Source organism: Rhizobium sp. WSM1274, from assembly GCF_025200775.1.
GTDB lineage: Bacteria > Pseudomonadota > Alphaproteobacteria > Rhizobiales > Rhizobiaceae > Rhizobium > Rhizobium leguminosarum_I.
Map to the genome: position 1 here is coordinate 746718 of NZ_CP104139.1, position 25358 is coordinate 772075.

Annotated in this window: 24 protein-coding genes and 1 pseudogene; 11 read left to right on the top strand and 14 right to left on the bottom strand. The window is 60.3% G+C overall.

The features are described 5' to 3' along the window. Positions 1–145: 145 nt before the first annotated feature. Positions 146–1174, bottom strand: coding sequence for an SDR family oxidoreductase (locus N2600_RS27690; protein ID WP_260298971.1), 1029 nt, complete (start codon positions 1172–1174; stop codon positions 146–148). A 151-nt stretch (positions 1175–1325) separates the two neighbouring features. Here N2600_RS27690 and N2600_RS27695 point away from each other — a divergent pair, with 151 nt between their 5' ends. Together N2600_RS27695 and N2600_RS27700 are read left to right on the top strand one after the other, a co-directional pair. Then, positions 1326–1886 (top strand): cupin domain-containing protein, encoded by a 561-nt coding sequence (locus N2600_RS27695; protein WP_260299462.1) that lies wholly within the window; start codon positions 1326–1328, stop codon positions 1884–1886. Then, positions 1832–2118, top strand: a pseudogene (locus tag N2600_RS27700) (glycosyl hydrolase family 5); the annotation flags it as partial. The gene N2600_RS27695 and the pseudogene N2600_RS27700, both read left to right, overlap by 55 nt. A gap of 78 nt (positions 2119–2196) precedes the next feature. Here N2600_RS27700 and N2600_RS27705 read toward each other — a convergent pair. The 5 genes from N2600_RS27705 to N2600_RS34675 all read right to left on the bottom strand — a co-directional run bounded on the left by N2600_RS27705 (position 2197) and on the right by N2600_RS34675 (position 8078). Then, positions 2197–3483, bottom strand: a complete 1287-nt coding sequence (locus tag N2600_RS27705; RefSeq protein WP_260298972.1) for an ABC transporter substrate-binding protein — start codon at positions 3481–3483, stop codon at positions 2197–2199. Between the two features lie 194 nt (positions 3484–3677). Then, the gene (locus tag N2600_RS27710; protein ID WP_260298973.1) at positions 3678–3962 is read right to left on the bottom strand and encodes a hypothetical protein; all 285 of its coding nucleotides are present in this window, start codon (positions 3960–3962) and stop codon (positions 3678–3680) included. 525 nt (positions 3963–4487) lie between these two features. Then, positions 4488–4850 (bottom strand): response regulator, encoded by a 363-nt coding sequence (locus N2600_RS27715; RefSeq protein WP_260298974.1) that lies wholly within the window; start codon positions 4848–4850, stop codon positions 4488–4490. Then, complete coding sequence (locus tag N2600_RS27720; protein ID WP_260298975.1) at positions 4847–7246, bottom strand: PAS domain-containing sensor histidine kinase; 2400 nt, start codon at positions 7244–7246, stop codon at positions 4847–4849. Before N2600_RS27720 ends, N2600_RS27715 begins: the two co-directional genes overlap by 4 nt. Positions 7247–7742: 496 nt before the next feature. Then, positions 7743–8078 (bottom strand): hypothetical protein, encoded by a 336-nt coding sequence (locus tag N2600_RS34675; RefSeq protein ID WP_445944946.1) that lies wholly within the window; start codon positions 8076–8078, stop codon positions 7743–7745. Between the two features lie 182 nt (positions 8079–8260). Between N2600_RS34675 and N2600_RS27730 the strand changes: the two genes are divergently transcribed. Then, positions 8261–8941, top strand: a complete 681-nt coding sequence (locus N2600_RS27730) for a response regulator transcription factor (protein ID WP_260298976.1) — start codon at positions 8261–8263, stop codon at positions 8939–8941. 533 nt (positions 8942–9474) lie between these two features. Beyond that, a complete protein-coding gene (locus N2600_RS27735; protein WP_260298977.1) occupies positions 9475–10407 on the top strand; it encodes a LysR family transcriptional regulator in 933 nt (310 codons plus the stop codon). 287 nt (positions 10408–10694) lie between these two features. On the opposite strand, the gene N2600_RS27740 is transcribed toward N2600_RS27735, so the two are convergent. Next, complete coding sequence (locus tag N2600_RS27740) at positions 10695–11363, bottom strand: VOC family protein (protein WP_260299463.1); 669 nt, start codon at positions 11361–11363, stop codon at positions 10695–10697. A gap of 210 nt (positions 11364–11573) precedes the next feature. On the opposite strand from N2600_RS27740, the gene N2600_RS27745 reads away from it, so the two are divergent. From N2600_RS27745 to N2600_RS27760, 4 genes are read left to right on the top strand one after another with little or no spacing between them, the layout of a single operon-like run. Next, positions 11574–12860, top strand: coding sequence for an epoxide hydrolase family protein (locus N2600_RS27745; RefSeq protein WP_260298978.1), 1287 nt, complete (start codon positions 11574–11576; stop codon positions 12858–12860). A 35-nt stretch (positions 12861–12895) separates the two neighbouring features. Next, positions 12896–13705 (top strand): SDR family NAD(P)-dependent oxidoreductase, encoded by an 810-nt coding sequence (locus N2600_RS27750; RefSeq protein WP_260298979.1) that lies wholly within the window; start codon positions 12896–12898, stop codon positions 13703–13705. Positions 13706–13741: 36 nt separating this feature from the next. Beyond that, positions 13742–14770: a D-cysteine desulfhydrase family protein gene (locus N2600_RS27755; protein WP_260298980.1), complete on the top strand. Its 1029-nt coding sequence runs from the start codon at positions 13742–13744 to the stop codon at positions 14768–14770. Positions 14771–14812: 42 nt separating this feature from the next. After that, entirely contained in the window at positions 14813–15406 is a 594-nt protein-coding gene (locus tag N2600_RS27760; RefSeq protein ID WP_260298981.1) for an NADPH-dependent FMN reductase, read from the top strand. A 73-nt stretch (positions 15407–15479) separates the two neighbouring features. Here N2600_RS27760 and N2600_RS27765 read toward each other — a convergent pair whose 3' ends face one another. The 6 genes from N2600_RS27765 to N2600_RS27790 all read right to left on the bottom strand — a co-directional run bounded on the left by N2600_RS27765 (position 15480) and on the right by N2600_RS27790 (position 20807). Continuing rightward, on the bottom strand, positions 15480–17009 hold the full coding sequence (locus N2600_RS27765) for an aldehyde dehydrogenase (NADP(+)) (RefSeq protein WP_260298982.1): 1530 nt from the start codon (positions 17007–17009) through the stop codon (positions 15480–15482). 212 nt (positions 17010–17221) lie between these two features. Beyond that, positions 17222–17857 (bottom strand): isochorismatase family cysteine hydrolase, encoded by a 636-nt coding sequence (locus N2600_RS27770; RefSeq protein ID WP_260298983.1) that lies wholly within the window; start codon positions 17855–17857, stop codon positions 17222–17224. 18 nt (positions 17858–17875) lie between these two features. Beyond that, positions 17876–18424, bottom strand: coding sequence for a hypothetical protein (locus N2600_RS27775; RefSeq protein ID WP_170256084.1), 549 nt, complete (start codon positions 18422–18424; stop codon positions 17876–17878). 148 nt (positions 18425–18572) lie between these two features. Beyond that, positions 18573–19577 carry an enoyl-CoA hydratase/isomerase family protein gene (locus N2600_RS27780; protein WP_260298984.1) on the bottom strand — a complete coding sequence of 335 codons (1005 nt, stop codon included), beginning with the start codon at positions 19575–19577 and terminating at the stop codon, positions 18573–18575. Between the two features lie 40 nt (positions 19578–19617). Then, positions 19618–20088 carry a RidA family protein gene (locus N2600_RS27785; RefSeq protein WP_170256086.1) on the bottom strand — a complete coding sequence of 157 codons (471 nt, stop codon included), beginning with the start codon at positions 20086–20088 and terminating at the stop codon, positions 19618–19620. After that, the gene (locus N2600_RS27790; protein WP_170258123.1) at positions 20082–20807 is read right to left on the bottom strand and encodes an SDR family NAD(P)-dependent oxidoreductase; all 726 of its coding nucleotides are present in this window, start codon (positions 20805–20807) and stop codon (positions 20082–20084) included. Before N2600_RS27790 ends, N2600_RS27785 begins: the two co-directional genes overlap by 7 nt. A gap of 287 nt (positions 20808–21094) precedes the next feature. Here N2600_RS27790 and N2600_RS27795 point away from each other — a divergent pair, with 287 nt between their 5' ends. From N2600_RS27795 to N2600_RS27805, 3 genes are all read left to right on the top strand, one after another. Then, positions 21095–22180 carry an NAD(P)H-dependent flavin oxidoreductase gene (locus N2600_RS27795; protein WP_222282244.1) on the top strand — a complete coding sequence of 362 codons (1086 nt, stop codon included), beginning with the start codon at positions 21095–21097 and terminating at the stop codon, positions 22178–22180. A gap of 152 nt (positions 22181–22332) precedes the next feature. After that, the gene (locus N2600_RS27800; RefSeq protein WP_260298985.1) at positions 22333–23559 is read left to right on the top strand and encodes a YbfB/YjiJ family MFS transporter; all 1227 of its coding nucleotides are present in this window, start codon (positions 22333–22335) and stop codon (positions 23557–23559) included. 210 nt (positions 23560–23769) lie between these two features. After that, on the top strand, positions 23770–24231 hold the full coding sequence (locus tag N2600_RS27805) for a YybH family protein (protein ID WP_130680085.1): 462 nt from the start codon (positions 23770–23772) through the stop codon (positions 24229–24231). A 49-nt stretch (positions 24232–24280) separates the two neighbouring features. On the opposite strand, the gene N2600_RS27810 is transcribed toward N2600_RS27805, so the two are convergent. Then, a complete protein-coding gene (locus N2600_RS27810) occupies positions 24281–25318 on the bottom strand; it encodes an LLM class flavin-dependent oxidoreductase (protein WP_222282243.1) in 1038 nt (345 codons plus the stop codon). Positions 25319–25358: the final 40 nt, after the last annotated feature.

Consider the following 25358-nt stretch of genomic DNA (forward strand, 5'->3'; position numbering starts at 1 on the left):
AAAAGTCGGCGTTGCTGTCGGTGGGAAGTTCTGATTCAGTCTTTCCAGAAATTGGGAGGACCTGGCGACGATGGGCGCTCGAGGCTGGCGAGACCGCAGGATGGGTCCGATCCCGTTCCCCCCGTCTCGGGCCATAGGGGCGCTCTCAGACGTTGACTATGCCGACCTCGATCATGCTCCGCGCGGCCGCCTCGATCGCCTCGGCGGGCGGTCGCGGTTGCCATCCCAAAAGACGCCAGGCCTTGGCGCCGCTGGCCGACAGATCAATGCCAAGAAGCGGAAGAAGCGCTCTCACCTTGGCATCGGTCTCGGCTGCGGCCTTCATGTCTGCGTCCGACACCTCTTTGGTGGATACCTTTCGCGCCTGCTCGCCGAGGCGTTCCTTGAGAATCCTGGCTACATCGACGAGCCATAGCGCGTCACCAGAGGTCGCGAGAAAGCGTTCGCCCGCGGCGGCCGGATCAGTCATTGCCAGCAAGTGAAGGTCAGCCACATCGCGAACGTCAACAAAACAGGACTGGATCCGAGGCTGCCCGGGCTGGCCCTCGATCATGCCCTTCAGCATCATCAGCGAATGCGAGGTGTCCGGGCCAAGAGCCGGGCCCATGACGGCGGTCGGATTTATCGTTGCCAGTTCCATCTGACCGCGTCCATCGGAGATGAACTCCCAGGCGGCGCGCTCCGCCAACGTCTTCGATTTCTGATAAGGCGCGATAGGACCGTCGAGATCACTCCAATCTTCCTCGGTGAAGGGGCGGCCGGGACTGGCCTTGCCGGCGCCAATGGCCCCGAAGGCGGAGGTCAGCACCACTCGTTTCACCCCAGCGTCGCGGGCCGCACGGAGCAGCCGAAGGTTGCCGTCGACGGCGGGCCGGATCCAGTCTTCTTCGCTCGCATAGTTTCCTGAGGGCGTGGAGGACGCGCTATGAATGGCATAGACGCAACCTTGCGCGGCGTCGGCCCATCCCTCGTCCTTGAGCAGGTCGGTCTCGACGAAGCTTAGTCGGTCCCCCGACTCGGCGCCGCCATGGGCCAGACAGGCACGGACCTCTTCTTCCCGGTCGAGCGATCGAATCGCGGCCCGTACCCGGAAACCGGCGGCAAGCGCCGCGATGATCGTGTGCTGCCCGATAAATCCGGTTCCCCCGGTGATTAGGACTGTGTCGTCTGCCATAAATGCTCCGAAAGCGGTTAATGTCTTCAACCGTAAAATAGCCGGTCAAGTCGGATTGAGAATGCTTGAACGTCTAAGATACATACGCGATAGTCCAAAGATGACTTCTGACGCACTCTCCGAAATTCTCCATCTCACAACCGTGGAATCGATGGTAACCGGTGGCTTTGACGCAGGGGGGCAATGGGCCCTCCGGTTTCCGGCCCCGAAGTCGATCAAGTTTTTCGCCCTGACTCAGGGCGCATGCTGGACGCAGATCGATGGCGAAGCGCCTGTGCGCTTCGAAGAAGGGGATGTCGGTCTTCTGACGGCGCAGCGCCCCTACACAGTATCGAGCGATCCGTCGGTGACGCCGCTCGACGCGATGGCGCTGTTTTCCGGGCGCGGCCGCTCGTTCGTCACCCTAGGCGATGGAGCGGATTGCAGTTATCTGGGAGGGCATGTCTTGCTCGATCCGACCAGCGGAACGCTTCTGTCGGAAGCCCTGCCGCCGTGGCTGCGCATCGACGGTACGACCGAGCAGGCCGGGCGGTTTCGGTGGTTGCTCCACGAGCTGGTGACCGAGCGAACGCAGCGCCTTCCGGGAAACGCCCTTGTCGCATCACAGCTGGCGCAATTGCTGTTCGTTCAGATTTTGCGGGCACAGATGAATGGCAACAGCCGCATTACGAGCTTGCCTACAAGGAGCACCGGACGTTCTCGGAAGCGCTGAAGCAGGAGTATGATCTCGTCGCGGTTACGGAAAGCCGATCTGGGTGGCGGAGCTCGGCTATGAAGGTGGCGACGCCTATATCAGGCCGTGGATCGAAACTGCCACGTTGAAGCAGAGCGCCTTCCCGAATCTGCAGGAAGTCGTCTATTTCAACGACCGGGATGTGCAAGCATGGCCGTTCGATCTCGGCCGGCCGGATTGGCGCGTGGTCGAAAACCTGGGCAGCAACTGATAGTCTGGAAAACAGAGGCCTGAAAAACAGAGAGGCCCGCCGGGGTGTTGCGGGCCTCTCCTCATGTCGGGCGACCGATCATCCCTTGATCGTTGCCTTACCCTCTTCGATGAGCCGGGTCGCCGCATCGGCGGGCGAAATCCGTTCGAAGGCGAGTTCGTCGCAAATCGGGCGCAGCACGCGCTGGTCGAATTGGGTTGCTCCCATCGGCACCGGCGGCGGATACTCACCGACCTGATCCTTGAGCAGGTTCACGTATTTGACCGTTTCCTGCTCTGTCGGGTTGAGTTGCGGCAGGATGGCTTCGCGTACGGCAGGCGACATTGGCACACCGCGTTCGACACCCAGAATCTTGCCGGCTTCGGGATCGTTGACAAAGAAGCTGATGAATTTCGCAGCAGCTTCGCCCTGCTTGGTCGTGGCGCCCACACTCCAGATCAGTGCCGGACGGTAATAATGGCCGGATGGACCGCCCTTCTTTTCGCGCGGCAGCATTGTGATGCCGAGCTTGTTCTTGATGATCAGCTGATAGCCGATCATCTGGTTGGAATAGGCCATGCCGATCGCCGATTTGCCAAGACCAAAACAATTCTTGTCGATTGTGTTCTGATCGAGCGTTTGCACGTCGGCAGCAATGGTGCCGCCCGCCTTGCGGAGTTTCTCCCAGTAGTCGAACCATTCCCTGGCATCGTCGGCCGTGAAGCCCAGCCCAACGCTCTCCTTCGCAAAGAGGCTTTTGCCGCGCTGGCGCAGCCAGGCATCGAACACATAGGCGTAGCGCGCCGCATAGGGGCCGCCGCCCTTGCCGGAAGACTTGGCGAGTTCGACGGCGAGCTTGGCGTACTCATCCCAGGTGAGGTCGGGCGTCGGCAACGGGATGCTTGCCTTTTCGAATTCGACGGTGTCGAAGAACATCGAGAAGGAGTTGAGGCCGAGGCCAACACCATAGAGCTTGCCGTCTATGGTGGTCAGCTTCAGCATGTCGGCGCCAAAGGACTGAACGTCCAGTGCGGAGGGGACGAATTCATCGAGCGGCAGGCAGGCGCCGCGCTTCGAATAGTCTGAAATCGTTCCCGGCTCGAGTTGGAAGATGTCGGCGATCGAGCGGCCAGCCATCTGCGTTGCGAGCTTCGTCCAGTAACCGTCGCCCGAAATCGATTCACCGACGATAGTGACGCCAGGCGTTTTCGACTGATAGAGCTTGGCAACCTCGAGCGTGCGCTTGGCGCGATCGTTGGATCCCCACCACATGGCGCGCAGTTGAGCCCCTTCGGCAAAGGCCGGAATGGCGCTTCCGGCGCCGAGAGCGAGGCCGGCGGCCGCACCGGCTGAACCCATCAGAAATGAACGGCGATTGACCTGCATGCTAATCCTCCTTGTCCCAATTGCCCGCTGCCATCCTCCAATGGCGTTATCGGGCACTTCGGCAAACAGATTACGCAAAAAAATTCGGTGGAAGCAAATGTAGATTCCCGGAGCAATAGGACGTTAATGGCCACATCCAGAGGCTGGGGAGTATGGTCATGCGCTTTTATGCGTAGCGATGTGATTTCATTGTCTCAAGTCCAATTGCTCGAGACAAGCGGCCGCAGCGGCTTGAATTCCACCGCCTGCACAGCGCCCGACGAGGTTATCATCTTCGCCCGCTTTTTGGCGAGATTCGCCCACCACTTCGAGGTCGTCCGGATCTGATCAATGCCATCAAGTACACGAAGCATGTGCCGGGCTTCCGCAGCCTCCATTGTTACGAGTGGTATGCCATCCAGTCGTGCCGGTGCATCAGTTGCATTGTCGATTATGGCCCAACTGGTATCACTTGCTTTCAAACGATAATTGCTCGCCATTTCGTCCCTCCGGTCGAATGGCAAGATTGATGCAAAATTCCCGATGCGCACATCTGGCAAAAGGGATTGGCTTCACCACCAAAAGGTGAATTCGGCTGTTTGAACGTTAAATCGCCGGTCCAGCAGAGTCGTCTCCGCTATCATTGTCTGGCGACGCCTGCGGCTTTGGAACAGTTGCGAAGAACTCGAATTCGGAGAGAACTGAAATCTCGGAGATCCTTCCGTTCAGACATACAGGGTAAAACCAGACGTCGGAGGTCTCGCGAGTCATGCGTACGCTCCGATCTGAGGCATTTCAAGAACCTCCGCACGGCAATCTTCTGCTGCGGCGCCTGCGGCGCCGGCGGCGCCGCTCTACGGACGCGATCACCTCGATTGGATGCTTCGTCATATGACTACTCCTAGTGTTGCCACTGGACTGGCAGTCAGCAGCCCATCATCGCAATACGGCCTTCACCGTGGGCTTACAGTCCTTCTGATGACGCATCAATTTCAGCAAAGCCGACGCACGGCAGAGGAAAGGCCTTAGTTGAACACCTTCTGCAAAGCTTCCTGAAGCGCCACATCGCTGAATGGCTTGAATAAACAGGCAACCGCTCCGCCTTGAAGAAGCGGCAGTCGTTCATTTTCATCCTTATGCGCCGTGATGAATATGACTGGAATTTTTTCACCCCGTCTGAGCAATTCTTCCTGGAGTTCAGGTCCAGACATCCCTGGCATTGCGATGTCGAGTATCAGGCAATCGGTTTTCGACATCCATTCGGATTCCAGGAACTCGATGGCGGAAGAGAACGCTCGTACCTCGAAGCCAAATATCCGTATCAAGTCAGGGAGCGCCTCCCTGACGGATTCGTCGTCGTCAACGATCGAAATGAGTGCTTTCTTCATGGATGATCTGCCTCGGAAGCGGCAGCGCGGTTATCGCTCGAGTCCTGAATCGGTATTGAAAATCCGAAGATCGCGCCACCCGCAGGATTCGCCTCGGCCCAGATTTCCCCGCCGTGCCCTTCGACGATTGAACGGCTGACGGAGAGGCCGATGCCGATGCCATCGAGTTTTGTCGTATGGAACTCGTCGAACAGCCGTGTAATGTCGCTGGCTTCGAGACCTGCGCCAGTATCCTCCACCGTCAGGCGCACCTCTTTAGTGCCCACGGGCGCTGTGCGCACGACAATGTTTCGCGATGCTTGATGGACGCCGGCCATAGCGTCGATCGAATTGCGTAGCAAGTTCATTATGACTTGCTGAAGTTGTACACGGTCTCCTGCGACAAGGGGCATCGCCGCCGAAAGTTCAACAACTAGAGAGATCCGTCCGCGTTGCATATCGTTCGAAAGAAGGCTGATGACCTCGCGAGCCGCGTCGTTGAGGTTTACCGGTTCAACGGCGGTAACGCCTCGTCTGAATAATCTCCTCAGCCGCGCAATCACCTCAGCGGCACGGTTGGCGTCGCGAATAGTTCGTCTCGCCGTCTCAATCGCTCCTTGGATATTGGGCGGAGTTACGGACAGCATGCGAAGAGATGTGTTGGCATTGGTAATAATTCCGGACAGTGGTTGGTTGACTTCGTGCGCAATGGACGCTGCCATCCTGCCCAGGCTCATGACCCTCGCGAGTTGCGCCAGTTCGGTGCGCAGCTTGTCCCGCGCAAGCTCGGCCACACGCTGTGCCGAAACGTCCTGGATGGCTCCTATGCATTCGGTGGTGTCGTCCAAAAGCCGAACAATTCGACCGACCACCCTGACATATTTGACTTGGCCGTCCACAAACAGCCTGATTTCGTAGTCCGGATTGTCTGCTCCCTGCCGAACGTCGGCTATCTTTTTGGCCAGTAGAGGAAGATCCTCTTCAAAAACCCTCTCCGTGATCTTGTTGAAGTCGACCACCGTATCGGGTTCGAATCCGAATATCCTATTGAGTTCCTCGGAGAAGCTGATTTCGTCAGTATCGACTTTCCAGGAAAACGTCCCCGTACGACTAATCCGCTGCCCTTCCGCCAACAGGACCTCGCTTCGCCGGAGCCGCTCCTCGGCGATCTTCCGGTCGGTTATGTCGGAAACGGCGCCGATGAACTCCGGATCCGCGGGATCCGATCCGATGTTCTGCAGGACGACGTGGACGTATTTCACTTTCCCCTCGGGCATGAGCAGCCGATGCTCAAGTTCCATGTCCTCGCCATCCTGCATGGCCCGCATGACTAGACTGCTTACCAGCGGCAGATCTTCTGGATGGCAACGGCCGAGCATCAAATCAACGGTGGGAGTTTGTGTGGCGGGATGGCCCGCGACACGATAGGCCTCGTCGGACCAGAGGATTTCTTCTGTCGCTGGCCTCCACCATACGCTGCCTGTTTCTGTCAGCCGTTGGCCCTGTGCCAGGAACGCCGCGCTGCGCCGCAAGTCCTCTTCGGCACGCTTGCGATCGTCGATGTCGGTATTGGTTCCGTACCACCGAACAATGGAGGCATCGTTCGTGAAAAGAGGTTTCGCGCGGAAGAGAAACCACCTGTATTCCCCGTCCCATCGGCGTAGGCGGGCTTCGGCTTCGCCTGCTCGTCCCAATGCCAACATTTCAATCCACACCGCCTTCAGACTTTCCGCGTCATCTGGATGAAGGGCAGCGGCCCATCCCCATCCGGACGCTTGCTCGGTCGTAACGCCGAGGTATGACAGGAAGTGCCCATTGAAGAAATCCGCGCTGCCATCTGGAAGAGTGGACCACGCCATCACCGGGATCGCGTCAACAATCCTGTTGTGCGCCTTTACATCCACTCCCGAAGCGTCATCACCAAGCCGAAGTACTTCGTTCAGAACGCCAGCGGCCTGATTCGCGGCTACATGAAGAATGAGTCTGTCCTGCTCGCTCGGAAAGGAGGACTTGCGGGACCCCGCTACGAGTACGCCGATGCAATGATTGATGCCGAGGTGCTGCTGAACGGTGACATAGTCGGCGTTGTCACACCGTAGCTTCGCAGTCTGCGGCCACTCGGAGTCCACGTCGCCCAATAGCTGGGACAGAAAGCCGCTTAGTTCCGCCGTATGGCTGCGGTCTCCGTCGGGGCGGATTCGAGCGATTTCGACTTTCGGCTGGCCGTTCTGCGGTATTATTCTTAGGAAAAGAAAATCAACATCGACGATCTCGGCCAGAACGTTCAGGAGGGAATTGCAGATGTCAATCGCACTCTTTCCTTTCCAGGTTTCTGGAAGAGTTGTGATCGTCAGTAGATCGTCCATGCAGCGTCGGAGTGCGTCGTTCTCCGACGCCGCTTTAAGCAAGTCGGACATGTGAGCCGCTGCCCTTTGCAGTAGGCCTGTTGCTCAACCGCTCCACCAAGTGAGTCGGTCGAATGTGAAACGGGTTTTTCTGTATCGTGTCGCCGGTGGCAACGAGCGGCTGCGTCCGTGTGCCCCCGATGGTATCGCCGCCGAACGTGATCGCGGCCTTGAAGACGAGCAGACGGGTTTCGTAAATCGAGTCCGTGCCGATCCTATCGCAGCCAAGGTGAGGCAGATGGGGTCGAGTTAAGTCGGGGCAGACTAGCGGAGCCAAATTTTTGTAGCACCCGCTGACGTGTCTGGGCCGCCTCGGACCGAGACCCGCTAAGCGGATGTCTTCAAATCGCTCGTTCGTTAACAAATACCATCTCGACAAGGACTGCCCGATTTTGCTGGAGTATCACTGCGATCATCGATCGCAATACGCTGGGCTCACTTGCCCGTCGCGCACGACAATGCCCCATGCACGGCGGTCGGCCTATTGTACTAAGGTGTTGGCAATGGGTTAAAGAAGCCCACGTCGGGGGCGCGAAACCGCCATCGAGGGCAGCTTCACTTTGGCGAGCGAGTGGCCATAACGCTTTATCCACGAACGAAACGCCCGTCGCAGAACACCTTCGCCTGTTCCTACGGCAAAGCGATCGTCCTTAGCGACTTGTTGAAATCGATCAGCTTCGGATACCGTCCAACTTCTCGGCGCCGCACAGATCTCATCTGGAAGGACGCTGATGGCGAGGTTATCTTGACGTTCTTGAACACGAAGAACGCGAGCTTGATCTCCCAGTGAAGACGGGCCGATGAGACGGAAGTGTTCGCAACTCCGGATGGCGTGGTCGATCATCCATTTTGCCTTCAGGTCTGACCGTCGATACCATTGTACAATGGACTTCCAGGAAGTCCGGTGCATTCTCGCTCGGCGGCTCGCCGAAGGACTGGTTGTAAAAAGCGCTGTCGTCGACATTCCGTTCCGGTGGAGCTACGTTTTGGACGACGACTTTGGCGTCTTCTTCGCGGAGGAAGCACATGTATCGGATAATTTCAGCAATGATTGATGCTAGTGCCACATCTCGTGACGCAATCGGGTTACCGACCGTCTTTGTAGTCGACGACGATGTCTCGGTCAGAGAGTCTCTTGAGCTGTTGATCACCTCAGCAGGCTGGCAGCCGCTTTTGTTCGAGTCGGCGCAGTCCTTCCTTGACGCGCCTCCCACATCGGTGCCGAGTTGCCTCGTTCTCGATGTCAACATGCCCGGTTTGAATGGTCTCGACCTCCAGAGCATGATCAGTGTCAGCGGGAAGAAGATGCCAATAATATTCGTTTCCGGGTTCGGAGACGTTCCCATGACCGTCAGAGCTCTTAAAGGCGGCGCATTGGATTTTCTCACGAAACCGATCGACTCCGCCGCGCTTTTGGAAGCCATACGATCTGCGCTCTCACGAAGCGAGGCTCTTTTGCGCGAAGGCGAAGAGTTACGTCGACTGCAGCGTTGTTACGGTGCGCTCACGGGGCGCGAGCGCGATGTGATGAGGCGCGTCGTCAAGGGTCTTTTGAACAAACAAGTCGCCTTCGAACTCAATATCAGCGAGATTACGGTCAAGGCGCATCGCGGCCAGGTCATGCGGAAGATGGCCGCTCGGTCACTTGCGGAGCTTGTGAACATGGCCGCAAGGCTTCGTATTGAGGACGACCCCCAAATCCGCTAGCGCACCTCATGTCGACGACGGCTTCGTTCCGCTGGGAACAGTATGATCATCAATAGGAATATTGTCGCGCCGACGACGAGGGTGCTGGCAATGCCCAGTACCAAAACAACTTCGGCCTCAATGCTGTCTCATGACTCAAAGATCGCTCCGACGGCGGGGCTCCCATGATCTGTCCGATTGCGAACACCGCCGTGAGGATCCCATCTACCGAGCGTGATGGGTGGATCGAATCCTCCTTACCGATCGCGTAGCCAAGCCCGTGCGGGTAGAAGTACGAGAGCTGTTCGTAGGCGTGGGACACGTCGGTGGACAGACGTTCCGGTTCGCAACGGTGGCGAGAAGTGTTCTGCGGACTGACTGGGTTTGCAAGGCGCGATCACCTGATTGGAAACCTGATGTGCCGGAACCTCCCATTCCAGAGGCGCGCGATCTATTACACTAAGGTGTCGCCTGCACCTTTGGACCCTGTCCGGGATTGTCCTGGCGCATGCTGTGAAGGTACTCGGCGACAAGTGGGATTAAGGGAGTGGATGATGGATCGTATCGACGCAATGAAGGTCTTTGTCACGGCCGTGGAGGAAGGAAGCCTTGCAGGCGCCGCGCGTAGGCTTAAACGATCCCCGACTGCGATAAGCCGGGCATTGGGCCTGCTCGAACAACATGTTGGCGTAGAACTCCTTCACCGCACGACGCGAAGTCTGAAGCTTAGCGAAGCAGGCCAGCGGTACGTCGAAGCCTGCCGGAGGGTATTGGTCGATCTCGATGAGGCCGATATGGTCGCGGGTTCAGAGAGATCCTCGCCTCGTGGGATGCTGACCATATCCGCACCGCCCATTTTGGGAGAAGAGGTGCTGCGGCCCATTGTCGACGCCTTCCTAAGGGATCATTCAAGCGTCTCGGTTCGGCTTCTGATGCTCGATCGCTTCGTGAACTTGGTCGATGAAGGCGTGGACGCTGCGCTTCGAATCGGCAACCTCGCGGACTCGTCGCACATCGCCACCCGCATCGGTGGCGATGTGCGACGCGTGGTAGTGGCCGCCCCGCAATACCTGGAAAGTCATCCCGCAATCGATGAGCTTTCCGATCTATCCAAACACGACCTCATCGCCTTCTCAAATTTCGGTCTCGAATCCTGGAGCTTTGCGCCAGCCGAGGGCTCTTCCGTCCCCAGAACCGTCCATTTCGCTCCCCGTTACCTTGTCAACAGTGTTCGGGCCGCCGCGGCATCGGCGGCGGAGGGGATGGGCGTGACGCGGCTCTATTCCTACCATGTCGCCGAATACGTCCGCGCCGGCCATCTAAAGATCATTCTTTCGCACGCCGAGCCACCCGCGCTGCCCGTTCATATCCTGACTCCTCAGGGCCGTGCAGCCGTTCCCAAGGTGCGAACGTTCATTGACTTTGCTGTACCGCGTCTGCGGGCAGAACTTGGACGCATCGCGGCGGAATCCGGCAGCCTTGCGTGACGCGGCGGAATCCGGCAGCCTTGCGTGACTATGCCGAATAGCGGTTGGGTGTCTCCAGGGAAGTGACAATTCTCCATAGCGACGAACGCGTCTAAATCTCTCAACCGCGATGACCTTGTTGTTGGCCGGGTATCGACGTCGACGGCGGACCAAACGAGTGTCGCCGGTAGCGAGCGTCAACGTCGGTCAGATCGGACCGGCGTTCTTGCGCAATTCATGGGCGGGGAGGCGCCTAGGCTTTCAGACCGGCCAAGCAGTCCGAACGCGTCCAGGGGAGCGCTGGGGAATCAGGTCGGTAGGGTTTGGCCCGCCTGCTCCTTGACGAGATAGTCGGCGTACCATTCCGGCCAGTTGTCGTCATGCTTGCCGCCGTCGCGCTTCTCGTGCTCGCCGTGGGCGGCAGCGACCCTGCGCAGGGCGGCCGCAATATCGCTGGCCGACGTGAACGCAGCACCTTTCGCGTCGATACGGCCGGGAAGTCGCGACGTGACCTCCTGCAATAGCCACCCGTTGCCATCGGGATCGGAAAAAGACGCGAACGATCCGTAGCTCGACCGGGATGGATGCGGTCCGGGCAGGCGCTGGTCGGCTCCCTTGTGATGGAAGACGCCGCCGGCATCGTGGAACACGCCGCTCATCTCGGCGCCGCGCGAGCCAAGCGCTGCATGCGCCCGCTCGATGTCCGAGACGACGAGTTGCAGTCCTTGTGCGGAACCAGGTACCGCGGCCGTCACGTTCGATCCGAAGATGACGGCGCAGGGGGAACCGGGCGGAGTGACTTGGACGACGCGGAAGCCGTCCTTCCCGGCTACGTCGGCGTCGAGCCGCCAGCCCAGGCCCGTGTAGAAGGACTTGGCCCGATCCACGTCAGAAACGGGGATGACGACGACTTCGAGCTTCATGTCGATGTGCTCGACGTGCGCGGACGTCGGTGAGTTTGGTTCTTGGACAGCCATCTCGATCTCCCTGAAATTGGAATTCGCGCACGGCAGTTCCACCGCGCTTGGGAACGATGCGCCGTTTCCAAGGTCGGCGTCCATTGTTCGAAGGTGTCGATCCGTCGATCACCCCGCAACTAATCCATAAGTATCGCCGATACCTAAGCACAATATCATTGGCAGCGTTGCCAGGCGATCCCTATGACGAATTCAACCACGGAGGACGTCATGTCAGCAGAAGTCGAAACCAGGGCCGCACTCTCGTCGACGAGGCGCGAACTGCTCGCCGCCACGGCCGCCACAGCGGCCCTAAGCATTCTCCCGAGGTCTGCCCGAGCGGCGACGGCAGGCGACGCGGTGCGTCCGTTCAAATGCGCGATCCCGCAGAGGGACGTCGACGAGCTCCGACGCCGAGTTCGCGCCACCCGCTGGCCCAGCAAGGAAACGGTTGCTGACCGTTCGCAAGGCGCCCAGCTTCTGAAATTGAAGCCGCTCGTCGACTACTGGGGCACCGAATACGATTGGCGACGGGGCGAGAAGAAACTGAACGAGCACGCTCAGTTCATGACCAAAATCGACGGTCTCGACATTCACTTCATCCACGTCAAGTCCAAACACGAAAACGCGCTGCCGCTGATCATGACGCACGGCTGGCCGGGCTCCGTGCTAGAACTCGTCAAGACGATCGGGCCACTTACCGATCCGACTGCGCATGGTGGCGCCGCCGAGGACGCCTTCCACGTCGTCATTCCTTCCATGCCGGGTTACGGTTTTTCCGAAGTCCCGACCGAGACCGGCTGGGGGCCGGACCGCATAGGCCGCGCTTGGCATGTGCTGATGAAGCGGCTTGGCTACAACCGATACGTCTCGCAAGGCGGCGACTGGGGTGCCGTGGTATCCGACAAGATGGCGGCCCAAGCGCCGGAGGGCCTCCTCGGCATTCACACAAACATGCCCGCGACCGTCCCTCCTGATATCGCCAAGGCGCTGGCCGATGGCGAACCTGCTCCGGCCGGGCTCACCGTAGACGAGAAGGCCGCATATGAGCAGATGAACGCTCTCTACACGAAAGGGGCTGGCTACGCCCTGATGATGGTGACGCGGCCGCAGACGTTGGGCTATGCGTTGACGGATTCACCCGTCGGTCTTGCCGCCTGGTACTACGACAAGTTCGCGGACTGGACATATAGCGGCGGAGACCCTGAGAAGTCTTTGACGAAGGACGAGATGCTCGACGACATCTCGCTCTACTGGTTCACCGGAACAGCAACCTCTGGCGCGCGACTCTACTGGGAAAACAACGCCAACAACTTCAACGCGGTCGACATCAAGATTCCTGCGGCGATCACCGTGTTTCCCGGCGAGATCTACCAGGCGCCGAGGAGCTGGGCCGAGAAAGCCTACCACGAGCTCATCTATTACAACAAAGTCGACAAGGGCGGCCATTTCGCCGCCTGGGAAGAGCCGGAACTCTTCACATCGGAGCTGCGTGCGGCGTTCAAGACGCTGCGCTGACGGGCGCTCAATTTCCTCATACAAGGAGCAACACCATGACGAACTTTACACGAGGCACCGCGCTGATCACAGGCGCGTCGTCGGGCATTGGGGCCCTCTATGCCGACAGGCTCGCGCGACGCGGATATGACCTCATACTCGTGGCGCGAAGTCAGGATTCGCTAACCCGTGTCGGCAAGGAAATCGCGCAGGCGACGGGTCGAACCGTGAAGACTGTCCGAGCCGATCTCGGCCAGCGGGACGACCTTATGAAGATCGAAGGAATCCTTCGCAGCGACCCATCGATAACGATGTTGGTCAACAACGCCGGCGTCGGTGCAGTGGAGCCGCTTCTCACGTCGGACGTGGAGGCAATGGAGCGGATGATCCAGGTCAACGTCATCGCGCTCACACGTCTCGTATATGCCGTCGCGCCGTCATTTGTAGCCCGCGAGCACGGCACTATCGTCAACATGGCGTCCGCATTGGGCATCGCGCCCGAAATTCTCAACGGCGTTTACGGCGCGACGAAAGCATTCGTCATCGCCCTGACGTTCTCGCTGCAGAAGGAACTTGCCGAGAAGAACATCCGCATCCAGGCAGTCCTTCCCGGCGCGGTCGAAACTCCGTTCTGGGAAGCGTCGGGAGGTTCGTTGGACCGTCTGCCCGACCAGATCGTCATGAAGGCGGGAGACGCTGTCGATGCAGCGCTCGCCGGTCTCGACATGGGCGAGCTGATCACACTTCCTTCGGTGCCTGACATTGGTGACTGGAACGCCTACGAGGCAGCTCGCCAGAAGCTGATGCCGAACCTTTCGCGCAATGTCCCGGCGGCTCGCTACGGGGTGCCGGCGCTGGCGTCCTGATAAGCCGCACGACAACACACAAAGCGAGATCAGAGAATGTCCCGCAGCGATCTATTGAATCGGTTCCCCCGCGTACGCCTGATGAGCGGGCCGACGCCGGTCCAGCGGCTGAACCGTCTGGAGCGGGTGATCGGCGAGCGACGAAGAGGCGCCTCCATCTGGGTGAAGCGAGACGACCTCATGGAGCTGGGTGGCGGCGGCAACAAGCTCCGCAAGCTTGAGTTTCTGCTCGGGCAGGCGATCGCCGAAGGCTGCGATACCGTAATCGTGACAGGCGGAGTGCAGTCGAACTTCGCCAGATTGGCCGCCGCCGCCTGCGCCAGAACCGGACTTGCGTGCGAACTGGTGCTTACGCAGATGGTCCCCCGCCAGAGCGAGATCTATCAGGGTAACGGCAACGTGCTGCTAGACCGGCTGTTTGGTGCAATCCTTCATGTTCTGACAGAGGGAGACGACGCCGGCAGCTTCGCACACCACCGAGCTTCCGAGATCGCAGCATCGGGCGGAAAGGCGTTCGTTGCCACCCTCGGCGGTTCGACGCCGGTCGGGGCTCTGGGATATGTCGACTGCGCGATCGAGATTGCGGCGCAGTCCGTCGAAATGGGTATCGCGTTCCAGCGGGTCGTCATTCCCAATGGCAGCGGCGGCATGCACGCCGGCCTGGTGGCGGGAGCGGCTGTGGCCGGGAAAGATCCTTCCCGAATAATGGCCTACACCGTCCTGTCGTCAGTGGACGCATGCGTCGCCGCGACGGTCGACAAGATCAACGCGGTCTTCGAGCTCCTTGGGAAAGAAGACCGCGTTCAAGCGGAAGACCTGACGATAAGCGGCACGCAGCTCGGTCGCGGCTACGGCATGCCGACCTCCGAGATGGTCGAAGCGGTCCGGGTCGTCGGCCGGTCGGAAGGCCTGCTGCTCGATCCCGTTTACGGAGGGAAGGCCTTTGCCGGTCTGCTGTCCGATATCGAAAACGAAGTCATCGCGCCAGGATCGAACGTCCTGTTCGTCATGACCGGAGGTTCCCCTGGGCTCTATGCATACGCAGACGCCCTGAACAGCAACTGATCCTCTCTTCCAAGGGTAATCTTATCAACTACGAGGAATACCATGGCTACCAAACCAAAGATCGCCATCATCATCGGCTCCACGCGGCCTACTCGTTTCGCCGACAAGCCGGCGCAGTGGATACTGAAGCAGGCGCAGGCCCGCAACGACATCGACGTCGAAGTGGTCGATCTGCGCGACCATCCCCTGCCGTTCTTCGACGAGGTCGCGTCGAACGCCTATGCGCCCAGCCAGAACGCTGAGGCCGTCCGCTGGCAGGAGACAGTCGGTCGCTACGACGGCTACATCTTCGTCGTTGCGGAGTACAACCGCTCTATCACCGGGGTGCTCAAGAACGCCCTCGACCAGTCCTACACCGAATGGGCTCGCAAGCCGTTCACCGCGATCGCATACGGCACTGCTGGCGGTTCGCGCGCACTCGAACATCTGCGTGGGATCGGGGTCGAACTGCAGATGGTCTCTACCCACGCAGCCGTCCATATCGGCGGTAGCGACTTCTTTACAGTCTTCTCAATGGGCGGCAACAAGGCGATCGAGGAGATCGAAGCCAATCTCTTGCCATCGGCAAAGACTGCGCTCGACGAGCTGGTCTGGTGGGCGAAGGCGACAATGGCCGCCAAGGCTGCAGAGGTCTGACCTCGGCAATTACATGTCGTGGGGGCGTGAAACGCCCCCACGACATCGTTCTTTCTGAGGCGGTCACGGCCGCCTAGAAATTTTTGAGTGGTGCCGGAAGCAGGTCGACCGGAAAGTCCTGATAGGAGACCGGGCGTAGGAAGCGATAGATCGCCAAGGTCCCGACCGAGGTCGATCGTCCGTCCGATGTGGCTGGATAGGGTCCGCCATGGACCATCGCCGGGGATACCTCGACCCCCGTTCCGAAGCCGTTGACGAGAAGTCGGCCGGCCAGAAGCTCCAACTGCGAGATCATCGGCGAGGCGGCCCCGAAATCTCCGGCGTCCACGTGCAGGGCGATGGTCAACTGACCTTCCAGGGACCCCACAACCCTTCGCAACTCCTCATCGTCACGGCAGCGGACGATCAGTCCTGAGGCGCCGAAAACCTCTTCTTGAAATTCCGGATTCGCGAGGAACGCAGCCGCGGTCGTCTCAAAGAGCGCCGCCGCGGCCTGATGGGGCGTCCCCTCCTTTCCAACGGCCACTTGCGAAACGGAAGACGATGACGACAGCCTTGCGACGCCATTGCGATATGCATCACAGATGCCACCAGTCAGCATTGTTTGAGCCTGCGATTCCGAAAGCGCTGCGGCGGCACTCCCGATGAAGGCATCGAGGCCCGCACCCTCGACGGCGATGATCAGGCCAGGATTGGTGCAGAACTGACCAGCGCCGAGGATCAGAGAGGATGCGAACGATTTTCCGATCTCGGCTCCTCTGCTGCGAAGCGCGTTGGGATAGAGGATGACAGGGTTGATGCTGCTCATTTCGGCGTAGACAGGTATCGGCTGCTTCCGCTCCGAGGCAATCTTCATCAGCGCGGTGCCGCCGCGGCGCGAGCCCGTGAAGCCGACGGCGCGTATGCGGTGGTCGGCGACGAGGGTCTGGCCCACCTCGAATCCCGCGTCGAACAAAAGCCCAAACGTCCCCGGCGGAAGGCCGCATGCTGCGACCGCGTCCGCGACGGCTCTGCCGACCAGCTCGGACGTGCCGGGATGGGCGGAGTGCGCCTTGACGATAACCGGGCAGCCGGCGGCGAGGGCGGAGGCGGTGTCACCGCCAGCGACAGAGAAAGCGAGGGGAAAATTCGATGCCCCGAACACCGCGACAGGGCCGAGAGCAACGTTTCGCAGCCGAAGGTCCGGCTTTGCAACTGGCCTGCGCTCCGTATCAGCCGGATCGAAGCGAAGTTCCTGAAACCTGCCGTCGCGAACCTCCTTGGCGAACAGGCGAAGCTGGCCGACGGTCCTGGCGCGCTCTCCCTCGATACGGCCGCGTGGCAGGCCAGTCTCGTCAACCGCTCGCAGGACGAGATCGTCGCCGATTGCGACGACGCCTTCGGCGATCGCTTCCAGGAACCGAGCCCGATCATCGAGCGACGTCTCCTTGTAGATCGGGAAGGCGTCCCACGCCAAACTCGTGGCCGCTTCCACCTGCTCCTTCGTCGCGCCGGCAAAGCGCGGTTCCATCGGGTTGCCGGTGGCGGGATTGATTGCGGAGAATGCGGCGGCCGCGCCGCGCACGTTCGCGCCACCGATAAGAAGGTCGCCGGAGAATGTCATCGTGGATCCTTTCGAAATGTGGAGCCATGACCGTCTTCCCACCTAGAATGAGAAGATCGACGTGAACCGTCGGCGGATGGCTGTCGCGCTGAGATAAGCTTCATCGAAGGGGCATTCCAACCCTTTGCATGCGAAAAGTATTACTTTTCAGCATGAGAATCCGGCAGGCGCGTGGTCGCCCGCCGGATGTTTGTTTCCGATTGGAATCCAGCCTAGGCCGCTTGGGCAAGGGCGATCGCCGCGATCGTTTCCTTTGTGTCGACGATCGCGCTGGCATAGCTCGGAAGGTTTACCTCCAACGCCGCATGCATCATTTCTGGCGAGTAGTCCGCGATCGCGTCCTTCACGACCGTCACGTCGTAACCAAGTTCCGCGGCGTAGCGGACCGTGGCCTCGATGCAGGTGTGGGCGACGAGCCCGATCACGATGACTCTTTGAACCCCATGCCGTTTCAGCTCGAGATCGAGATCGGTGTTGGCAAATCCGCTCGAGCACCAGTGCTCCGAGGCAACGACCTCGCCGGCCACGGGCACGAATTCCGCACGAAACTCACCGCCCCAGGTCCCAAACTCGAAGCTCTTGCGGTGCCAGGCCGCACGCTGGATCGGCGCCACGAACTTCCAGTTCTCGTAGTCGCCCTCCCGATAGCGGTGGTGCATTGCAAAGAAGACCCGAAGCTTCGCCTCGCGAGCGGCGGTCAGCACTTCGAGCATGTGCGGGACGCAGTTGTTCGCCTCCGCGACCTCCTTGATCCGGGGCCAGATCTTGCCGCCCTCGGAAATGAAGTCGTTGTATGCATCGACCACCAGCAAACCTGTGTTGCTTCGATCGAAGGATAGTTCTGTCATGGTGTTCTCCTTCGACGATTAGGCCGCCTTCGTAGCCGTGCTCTGTAGAGCCGCGCGCTCGATGCTCGCCGCGAACAACGGCGTCTCGCCCTTGTTGTGCGCGATGGACATTGGCTGGCGCTGGGTGCGGAAGAGCTCGAACGGAATGCCTTGGCGATCGAGGAACGCCATCATTTCGTCCGTCGCGTAGGACCTGACGCGGTTCGTGAATTCGCAGTGGTTCGCATCGACCTTCTTCACGCTCAGCTCCCAGGTGACATGGATGGTGACGCGGCCGTTCGGCGTGAACACGTCGGAGTCCGAGTCGAGGATCAGATGATCCTTTTCGCCCAAGGTCTCCAGGTAGTGTTGGACCATCAGGCTTCCGCCGATCGTTTCGACGTTGATCGACATCCGGGTACCGTCGGGCGCAGTGGTGAATCCTGCGGCAATGTGCGCCGGTGAGCATCCCTGGTATTCCTTTTCGGGCAGGTTGAAGCACCACTTCGGGATGTCGACCTTCTCGATCGGTGCATTGATAACGGCCGAAAAGCTGGAATCGACGATTTGGTTTTCGAGGCTGTGCATCTGAAGTCTCCATTGTTTGTTTGGTTGGCTGAGGCGACCTTAATCCGTCTTCGAGGAGGAGCGAGAAGGAGCTCCTGAGTGCAGATCGACAGTTCAATGCCCGGTGCCCGCGTGACCTGCCGAGTCACTGCGCGGGCACCGTCTCGGCCTACTTGTCGGCCAGAGTTTGCGTGTAGTGTCCTAGTCTTGCTTCGACGTCCGGGTCTTTCTGCAGGCCCATTTCCATGAGGCGGCCGATATTCTTCTGCGCGACTGGGCGCTGGACCGATGTTATGAAGGCGTCCCATCTTGCGGCGATCTCGGGATCGCTCGGAAGGCTTGCGAAGTCGACGAGGCGTTTGGTGTCGGCGATCGCCTGGCGGTCGAAGCCGGAGATCCGGGCCGCCAGGGCGTCGACGAATGGATCGAGCTTGTCGTCGTCGAACGACCGGTTGACGTAGCCGTACTCCTCCGCGAGATCGCCGTTGATGTCGTCGGATCCAAGGAGGACTTCGAGCGCGCGGCCACGACCCATCAGCCTGGGAAGCCTTGCCATCGGGCCGCCACCAGGGACGAGGGCCGCGCCGACCTCCCATTGCGACAGGATCGCCTTCTGGCGGCTGGCGAACCGCATGTCGCTAGCCAGAGCAAGCTCGCTGCCGACCCCCGTCGCCCGGCCGCGGATCAGGGCGATCGATACGACCGGCGCCTTGCTCAATCGCACCAGCATGTCGGGAAGCGGATGAAGGCCGGTGCGCCCTGAGGGAAGGCTCGTCGACTCCTCCAGAGGCGGCGTGAAATTGTAATGGGTCAGGAAAAAGCCTGGCACGTCGCTGTCGAACACGACGACCCTGAGGTTCGGATCGGTCTCGATGTCGGCGATAACCTTCTCGAGTTGCGGAATGGTCTCCGGACCGAAAATATTGAACGGAGGGTTGTCGAATGTCACCCGCCAATAGGCCGGCGTCCGCCTGTCCACTTTGATCTGGGATTCGTGCGCCGTTTCGGACGCGGGTTTTGCTTGTGCCGTGCTGTCCGGCTTGACCGGCGACTGGCCGGAGAGCGCAAGCGCCGGCAGCATCAGGACCGCCGAGGCTGTCAGAAACGTGGATGACGCGGCGACGACAGAAAGAGCAAGCCGGGACCGCAACCTTTTCGATGATGTCAGTGTCATGATTGTCTCCATGTCTGGGGTTGGTCAGCGAAATCCTTCGCTAGGGCTCGATTTCAAGAATGAGTTCGATTTCGACGGGCATTCCGAGCGGGATGCTGGTGACGCCGAGAACGATGCGCGGCGGAATCCTTTCTGCTCCGAAGATGTCGAGCAGAAGCTCGGAGGCGCCGTCTGCCACCTTCGGATGTTCGCGGAACGTGTGGGATGTCGCGATATAGACGCCGAGCTTGGAAATGCGACGAACGGAGTTCAACGATCCCAGGTGCGACCTCGCGGCCGCGATGCCGCTGAGGCAGGCGGTGCGAGCGGCATCATAGCCTTGAAGGGTCGAAAGCTCCTCGCCGACCCGCCCGAAGTAGACGGGATCGTGGCCGACCACCGGAAGCATGCCGCTCAGGAACAGCAGCGGCCCTGACTGGATCGCCTCGACATAGGCGCCGAAAGGCGTCGGCGGGGGAGGCAGCACGATCCCCAGTTCCTGCAGGCGCCCCTCCGGGTCGCGGCCTACCATTTTCCCAAATGTGCGCCGTTGTCGACGTGCAGCACCTCCCCGGTGATATTCGCTGACTCGGTCAGATAGACGACACCGTCGACGATCTCCTGGACGGCCGTGATCGTTCCCATCGGCGAAAGCGATTTGAGATAATCTTTTGGGTTCGTCGCATGCAGCGGCGTATCGACCACACCCGGCGACACCGCATTGACCCGGATGTTATCTCTGGCAAATTCCAGCGCCAGGCTCTTGGTGATGGCATTGAGGCCGCCTTTCGTGATCATCGGCACGGACGCCGTCACGCCGGCGATCGGATGATCCGTCAACGACGACGTGATGGTGACGACGCTTCCTCCCGACTTCTGGCGAAGCATCTGCCTGACAGCGGACTTGGTGAAGTGAAGGAAGCCTTCGACGTTGGTCGCTGTGAGGCGCCGAAAGTCATCGATCGTGTAGTCGAGGAAAGGCTTGGTGACGAAGATGCCGGCGTTATTGACCAGCGCGTCGATCGACCCGAACCGCTCGACGGCCCGCTGCGCCACACGCTCGGCGGTCTCCGGATCGGCGACATCGCCGTCGATCAACGCCAGCCTGTCATTGCGCTCCAACGCGCTCGTCTCGCTGATGCGTCTCGACGTCCCGACGACATTGTATCCCTTATCGAGGAAGGTCTTCACGAGGCCGGCGCCAATCCCTTGGGATGCGCCGGTGATCACCACTGTCTTGTGCAGGCTCATTTCCGCCTCCGTTCTGGCGACGCGTTAGCGTTCCGCCGCCAAATGGCGAGCGTCGCCCTGGTCTTCGAGTGATGCGTGGGCCGGCCATTGACCGGGAGCTTGTCCGACGGTCGCGCCGTCTTCCGCTCTGCCGAGACCATCGCGCCGAAAAACGAGCAGCGATATTGTACCAAGGTGTCTCCGATACCTTCGGATCGGGTCGTTGCGCCAGCACACTAAGGTCCAATAGACGTGGAGGGTGGCCGGACGTATCAGCATTGCAACGTCAAGCACGATAAGGAGTTCACATGACCCGCTGGCCGGATTGTCGAATTCTCGACCTGTTCGGAATCGAACTTCCCATCATCCAGGCGCCGATGGCCGGCGCGACGACGGTCGACATGGTCGTCGCCTCGGCCAAGGCCGGCGGTCTGGGTTCTCTTCCAAGCGCACAGTTAAACGCCGAGGGACTGCGCCAGGCCTTGACCGAAATTCGGACCGCGACAAAATCTCCGGTCAACGTTAACTTCTTCTCGCATGTTCCACCACCGGGCGACCCGGCTGCCCAGATGCGATGGAGAGCTTTGCTTGCGCCCTATTTTGTAGAGGTAGGACTCGACCCCGCCGCGCCGATCGCGGCGGCAGGGCGCGCACCTTTCGACTCTTCGTTTTGCACGGTGGTGGAGGAGTTGAAGCCCGAGGTCGTGAGCTTTCATTTCGGGCTACCCGAAAAGGCACTGGTCCATCGAGTGAAGGCGACAGGCGCAAGGATCATATCATCCGCGACGACCGTGGCCGAAGCCGTCTGGCTCGAAGCAAACGGTGTCGACGCAGTCATCGCCATGGGTTTCGAAGCCGGTGGACATCGTGGAAACTTTTTGACTCAGGAGATGACAACGCAGGTCGGAACAATGGCGCTCGTTCCCCAGGTGGTCGACGCGGTGCGGGTTCCTGTCATCGCGGCCGGCGGCATCGCCGACGGGCGAGGGGTGGCCGCCGCCCTGATGCTCGGCGCTTCCGCCGTCCAGGTTGGAACGGCATACTTGTTTTGCCCGGAGGCGAAGATTCCCGCAGTTCAGGCCGAGGCGCTAGCTTCTGCACGGGACGATAGCACTGCGATAACGAATGTTTTCACCGGCCATCCGGCGAGGGGCGTCGTGAACCGTCTGATGCGCGAGCTAGGACCGATTTCGGAAAGCGTGCCGGCATTTCCAACTGCCGGAGGAGCTCTCGTTCCCATCAGAGCGATGGCCGAGGCGGAGTCGCGAAACGATTTCACGAACCTCTGGTCGGGTCAGGCCGCCAGTCTCGCCTTGAGGGTTGGGGCCGAGGAACTGACGCGAAAGCTCTATCAATCGGCCTTGGACGTCATCGCACGCCGCAGCGCCACGTAACGGCATCTTCGCCGATCGTTGCGGATTGCGGCGGACAGCCTGTCGCCGGCCAACCGTTCACTGAGACGTCGGCCACCACTATGTGGAGGCTCGATGGCGCGCGCCTCTCTCAGGGTGTCGACATATTTTCCAACTAAACGAAGGACAGCGTGATGTCTAAACACAGCCCTAGTCCCTATGTGGTCGTGCTCGCAGGATCAGCGTCGCTCGCCATCGCCATGGGCGTCGGTCGGTTCGCCTTCACTCCGATCCTGCCGATGATGCTGCACGACAGCGTGCTCGACCTTTCGCGAGCCGGAGAACTCGCCACCGCAAACTACGTCGGCTACTTGGTCGGTGCTGTGACTGCGATGGCAGTACCCAGAAGGTGGGACCATACCTTCGTCATCCGCCTGACACTGGTTTCCACAATCCTGCTCACGGCTCTCATGTCTGCACCCTATGCCGAGGCCTGGGTCGCTCTTCGGTTCCTGGCGGGGGTGGCTTCCGCGGTCGGATTCGTCTTCACCTCCGGGTGGTGTCTTGCTCAGCTTTCGGGAACCGGCAGCTCGATCGGAAGCGCCATATTCACAGGGCCCGGCGCGGGCATCGCAGTATCCGGACTGACCGCCAGCGGAATGACCGTGCTCGGGCTGTGCGGCAGCACGGCCTGGCTGGTATTCGCGGCGATCTCCGCCATCATCAGCGGGATTATCTGGAAAACCTTCGGGAAGAGCTCGAAACCGTCCGACGCCTATTCGGTCGGTGCACCGACAAGCGCCTCCGGCAAGGTGCCGAAATCGGAAATGCCTTTGTTCGCGATCGCCTACGGGCTGGCGGGCTTCGGCTACATCGTCACGGCAACGTATCTCCCGGTGATCGCGAAGAACAGCATCCCTGGCTCGCCTCTCCTCACGGTCTTCTGGCCACTTCTCGGACTGGCGGCTGTCGTCGGATCGCTGCTGGCGGCACGCGTGAAGCACGGCGCCGACGTAAGGCTTCATCTTACCGGCGCGTACTTAGTGCAGGCGGTGGGAGTTGCACTGTCAGTCGTATGGCACGACGCTTTCGGTCTTGCCATTAGCAGCATCCTCGTCGGCCTGCCGTTCACCGCGATCAGCTTCTTCGCGATGAATGAAGTAAGACGGATCAGATCGAGCCACCACTCTCGCTACATGGGGCTGCTGACGGCGGTGTTCGCCATCGGGCAGATCCTGGGGCCGCCGACTGTCGGAGCGATCATGGGTCGCGTGGCCGACGTCGATGCGGGGTTCGATCTTGCTCTCGCCGCTGCCAGTATCGCACTGGTGGTGGGCGCAGCGATATACGTGCTCATGATCCTGCTTTTTCCGGGCGAGCGGAGCGCCAGAAGGGTAGGACGACCGGCCGGTCAAACTTGAAGGGTCACGCGCCTCGATCTTCCGCGATGCGATCGCCTGCATCTGCAAAGATACCGACGACACTATCGTACAATAGAAGCCCTGGTCTCTCTTCAGCATGCTGCCGGGGGTGAAGACGGGCCGTATCAGGTCTGGCCAGCCCGACGAGGGTTACATGCTCTCGCAACGTTAAATCAGGCAGCCTTCGAGCAACGTACGAGGAGAATACCAATGAACCGGCATCTCACAGAAGTGAACGGCGGCGAGAGAAAGCGAGGCGATGGAAGCTCCCTGGATGCGTTGATCGAATTCTACCGGGCCTTCAACGCTGGCGATCTGGCGGGGTTGGAAGAGGTCTGGCTCGGCGGTTCGGAGCCCAGCATGGACAACCCTATCGGTGGCATCCGCCGCGGATGGGACCAGATCGTCGACGGGTATTCGAAACTCTTCAAAGGTCAGGCGAAGGTTCACGTGACCTTCCACGACTTCACGAGCCAGGGCGCCGACGACTGGCATCTGTTCGTCGGTCGCGAACGCGGTGTGTGCAGGACGGCAAAGGAGACGCTCGACGTCGCCTTCCGGACAACCCGGTGGTTCGTGCGCAGAGACGGCGGCTGGCGACAGCTACACCATCACGGGTCGGTCGAGGATCCGAAAATGCTGGCTGACTACCAAAGATTGATCTTCGGATAAAGAGAATGGGCGTCGGCCGCTGCCGGCGCCCACAGCAGAGGTGCTCCCGCTAGTTGCGAAGTTCACGCCGCACCAAAGGCGCAACGTCGGTTCCCAGCAGTTCGATCGAACGTCGCATCGCTTTCGCTTCGAGGGCGGCGGTGCTCATCTGGAAGGTGATGCGAGAGATCCCTCCTAACGACCTGTTAACATGCGATATCTTCGCAGCCACAGTTTGCGGGCTGCCGACCAGAAACGCGCCATCCGGCCCGCACATATGCTCGAACTGAGCTTGCGTCGGTGGCGGCCAGCCGCGCTCCCTTCCGGCGTCTGTGAACATCTGGAACCAGCCGGGGAAGAACGCTTCCTTGGCAGCGTTGTCGGTGTCCCCAACAAAGCCAAGAGCGTGCACGCCGATCCTCTGGTTCTTTGCCGGATGACCGGCGGCAAGCCATGCGCGACGATAGAGTTCGACCAACGGCAGGAAACGCTCGAAACTTCCGCCGATGATGGCGACCATCAGTGGCAGACCGAGCGTTCCGGCGCGGACGAAGGATTCGGGCGTCCCGCCGACGCCCAGCCAGATGGGCAAGACCGGCTGGTGCGGGCGCGGAAAAACACCCTCGCCATTGATCGCAGGGCGAAAACGGCCCGTCCACTTAATGTTGGACTGCGCTCTGACCTTCAGCAACAGGTCCAGCTTCTCCGCAAAGAGCGCATCGTAGTCCCGCAGGTCGAATCCGAACAATGGGTAGGCCTCCACGGAGGAGCCGCGACCAACCACGATTTCCGCGCGTCCGCGGGAAATCAGATCCAGTGTGGCGAACTCCTGGAAGAGCCGCACGGGGTCGGCGGCGCTCAGGACGGCGACGGCGCTCGTCAGCCTGATCGACTTCGTGCGCGCGGCAGCAGCGGCAAGGATCACCGCGGGCGCGGAATCAAGCGCGTTCTCTCGGTGATGTTCACCCATTCCGAAGACATCGAGTCCGACTTGATCCGCCAACTCGACTTCGGCCAGCACGCTCTCAATGCGATCGAGGGCCGACTGAAACCGACCTGTAGCCGGGTCGGTCAGGAGCATTGCAAAACTATCGATACCGATTTCCAATGATCAATCCTTTTGAGGCGACGAAAGCAAACGCGCCTGC